The sequence below is a fragment of the Acetobacter pasteurianus subsp. pasteurianus LMG 1262 = NBRC 106471 genome, assembly GCF_000285275.1.
GTDB lineage: Bacteria > Pseudomonadota > Alphaproteobacteria > Acetobacterales > Acetobacteraceae > Acetobacter > Acetobacter pasteurianus.
Window position 1 is genome coordinate 1 of sequence record NZ_CADO01000089.1, and the last position, 3,080, is coordinate 3,080.

6 protein-coding genes are annotated in these 3,080 nt (G+C 58.6%); all 6 read left to right on the forward strand.

Annotated features, from left to right (window positions below; translation table 11 throughout):
* Positions 1 to 87 precede the first annotated feature (87 nt).
* The gene (locus APA10_RS11365; protein WP_035367704.1) at positions 88 to 630 is read left to right on the forward strand and encodes a hypothetical protein; all 543 of its coding nucleotides are present in this window, start codon (positions 88 to 90) and stop codon (positions 628 to 630) included.
* Positions 631 to 781: 151 nt separating this feature from the next.
* Positions 782 to 1,177, forward strand: a complete 396-nt coding sequence (locus APA10_RS11370; protein WP_035367697.1) for a hypothetical protein — start codon at positions 782 to 784, stop codon at positions 1,175 to 1,177.
* A 97-nt stretch (positions 1,178 to 1,274) separates the two neighbouring features.
* The gene (locus APA10_RS11375; protein ID WP_250697689.1) at positions 1,275 to 1,760 is read left to right on the forward strand and encodes a hypothetical protein; all 486 of its coding nucleotides are present in this window, start codon (positions 1,275 to 1,277) and stop codon (positions 1,758 to 1,760) included.
* 331 nt (positions 1,761 to 2,091) lie between these two features.
* Positions 2,092 to 2,325 carry a hypothetical protein gene (locus tag APA10_RS11385; protein ID WP_035367701.1) on the forward strand — a complete coding sequence of 78 codons (234 nt, stop codon included), beginning with the start codon at positions 2,092 to 2,094 and terminating at the stop codon, positions 2,323 to 2,325.
* An 88-nt stretch (positions 2,326 to 2,413) separates the two neighbouring features.
* A complete protein-coding gene (locus APA10_RS11390) occupies positions 2,414 to 2,830 on the forward strand; it encodes a hypothetical protein (RefSeq protein ID WP_035367702.1) in 417 nt (138 codons plus the stop codon).
* 46 nt (positions 2,831 to 2,876) lie between these two features.
* A partial coding sequence (locus tag APA10_RS15280) for a DUF7673 family protein (RefSeq protein WP_456304106.1) occupies positions 2,877 to 3,080 on the forward strand: 204 nt, incomplete at its 3' end.

Sequence of the window (3,080 nt, forward strand, 5' to 3'; positions counted from 1 at the left end):
TATATCGTGTATATAATAAGAACACCGGGCGGGAAAACGTGGGGGGATGGTCCTCCCTCCCCGCCCGGTGCAGGGAGGGTAAACCCTATGTCACTTCTTTCCGGTCTGGTGGGCTTCCTGTTCCGCTCTAAAAAGATGCCACCTCGCCCCAATCCAGCGGACGTTCTTGATCGCGCCATCACCGATACGAAGGCATGGTACAGCCGCCTGTCCGACCGGCTGGCTGATACCTCGGAAGATTCCTATGCGACCCGAAACGAACTGCGTGACCGGATGTATTATGTCCAGCACTTTGAAGAGGCGATGAAACAGGCCCGGGCCAGCAGTTCCATGACCGTCGATTTCAGCGTCAGGTATGGCGTCTATGATGACGCCGAGGACGACGCGATCGCCCGTTATGAAGCCGCATCATGTGGCCTGGAATATGTCCCAGACGAGCAGCGCGAAGAGGCCGAGTATGCGAGTGCCCTATGGGGTATCACCGACGTACAACAGGCGCTGGAAGCGGCGGGCTTTACCGTCCTCACCGGCTTTCATGCCTACCTGATCGACCCTGAAGAAAGCCAGCGCGCGATGGAAGCCTTCCATGCTGAGATACTGGCCGAGCAAGAGCAGGCAGCCTGCGCCTGAATCCGGGAGAGAGGCCGTCTTGCCGGCCTCTCCACCATTCGCGAGAAAAATTGCATTTTTCTCTTGAACCCTCTTTATTATATCTCGTATATATTAGAGGCGGGCCGGGAGGATAAAATCGTTCGATCCGTCGCACAGGGAGGATAGCCCTATGTCCAAGGAAGACCACGCCGAAAAACAGGTATCGCCTCTTCACAATACCTTGCCGCTGATCCGGCTGGATCGCGACGAATACAGCACGATTTCGGCGATGAAGACAAAGCCGGATCTGATGGCCTACTGGACCCGTAAGGGCCGCGTTCGCGCCTGCGAAGCCGCCGTCCTGCCAGATCTGTGGGTCACGACCATCGGCAGCGACGGCACCGAGATCGAGGGCTTGGTGCTGTCATGCCTGTGGGAAGGTCCACGGGATCAGCGCACCAGCTACGATCTGGACTCTGTTTATACCGTCCTGGTCCCGTTCATCGGCTTCGGTCGGGTGGCGGGCTGGATGACAACAGATACCGTTCTCTCCCGTATCGACAGCACGGGGCTGCGTATCGACTGAAGCGATTCAAAAAACAAACGGGTTTTTGTTGTGATTTCGGCAGGAGGACCGCAGCATGAATGCCATATCGTCAATAAATATGGGCCGGAAGCGGAGCATGACGCAGACAAATGACAGTCCTGCGAATGGCAAGCGAACCGGACCGGTAGCCGATGCGGTTCTTGCCCTGCGCATCATGGTCGATGCACGGACCGAAGCGAAAATGGTCCTGATGGATCTCACGAGCTATGTCGATGCCGTGTCCCATCTGGAAGCCAAACTGGCAGAGGAAGCAGAACGCCAGAATATTTCGGCGGATTTTGAAAAACTCGCCGAGTACAGTCTCGAAGATGCCTTACGGGTTGTCGAGTTCGAGCTGGATGAGCTGATGGCCCATCTCATGAGCCTGGCCGTGGCGATGAAAGCAGAGAATGCGCCAGTCGAGCGCATCCGATCATGGATGCAAAGCGCGGCCGATACCTACGGCATGGCCTTCCGGATCATGGTGCCCGTGTCACGGCTCAGATCACTGGTCGATGCCGCCCTACGGGAGCCGCCCCCTGATGACGCCGAGCCAGCCGGGGAAGCTCACCTGGACGACTAGGCCAGCAGGCACGGACGATCGTGGTAAACGTCCGTGTCTCTATTATATCGCGGATATAAAAGGATGAAGCGATGACTGATCGCGTGAGATACGAAGCTCTCGTCCGCCGCTATGAGCGGATGTCTGTTGCTCGGCCGGGATACCCGGTCGGCGCCGATGGCCCCTTCCCCGCACATATCCGCGTGGGATCGGTTCGTTTGCCCGTCCAGATGGAGGGCGGCCGGATCGTGGCGCTTGGCACTCATCCCCTGCCCCGCCAGGTCCTCGCGGATCTTCTGGTCGGGCTAGAGCGTGCGTGTCGGGTGTCATCGCGTATGGGAGGGCTGGCGTCATGACCTACCTCGCATCGCGACGGGTGGCGAAGCATCGCCATGTCTATCTGGCCGGCCCGGACCTGTCGGTCCTGGCTGTCAAGGAAAGCCGGGACACGGCAGCACGGTCGGCCGTGCAGCTCGCGCGCAGGCGCGGCATGTCGGTTTCCCTGTGGGCAATGGACCTGAAATTGAGGCCCGGATCGAAGATCCGGCCCCGCTATGGCATCTATCTCGGAGAAGCGCATGTTTGACCCTGCCCACGGCAGCGGGCGGCCGGCTCTCTCGTTATTATATCCGATATATGTTAAAGGAGAGGATCTGTGCCTTGAAAGAGTTTCGATGTCTGAATCCGCGTCTGCTGTCCCTGTCCTTGATCGCACCCCGCGCCTGACGCTGTTCCGCGTCAAGCCCGCAGTGCGCCGGCAGCTCGAAGAGTATGTAAACGATAACGACACCTCCATGCGCTGCGCCATCCTTCAGGCGCTGAACACGATCGGCGTGCATGTGGAGCGCGAGGATCTGGTGCCCGAACGCAAGCGGCGTCTCAAACCGCACACGGGCGACGACACGGGCGAGCTGGTCGGGCTCTCTGTCAGCCTGCCGGTCTATGTCCGCGTTGCGGCAGAACTTTGGATGCGCGAGCACCCAGGAATGCGCCTCGTGAACATGGTCCTGACCGGACTGAAGGAAATGGGCTTCGAGATTGATGACGAAGACCTGACTGCAAAATGGACCTGGAAACCCTTTGTGGGGTGACGCTCACAGCCCGCCAGCTCAAACCAACAAACCACGGAAAAAACCCATGACCGCGAAACAGGACAATCAACGGGCGGCACTGGCACGCCTGATTAAAATTGCAAAGGGTGATACGGGACAATCGCGACGTGTCGCGGATTTCCTGCTGGCATGGTGGAATGCAGGATCGTGCGGATCGTTTGATCTCACGTGGAGGGATCGACGCGGATTTCTTCTGTGGTTACCGTCCGTTATGCAAGAGTTTTCTGAC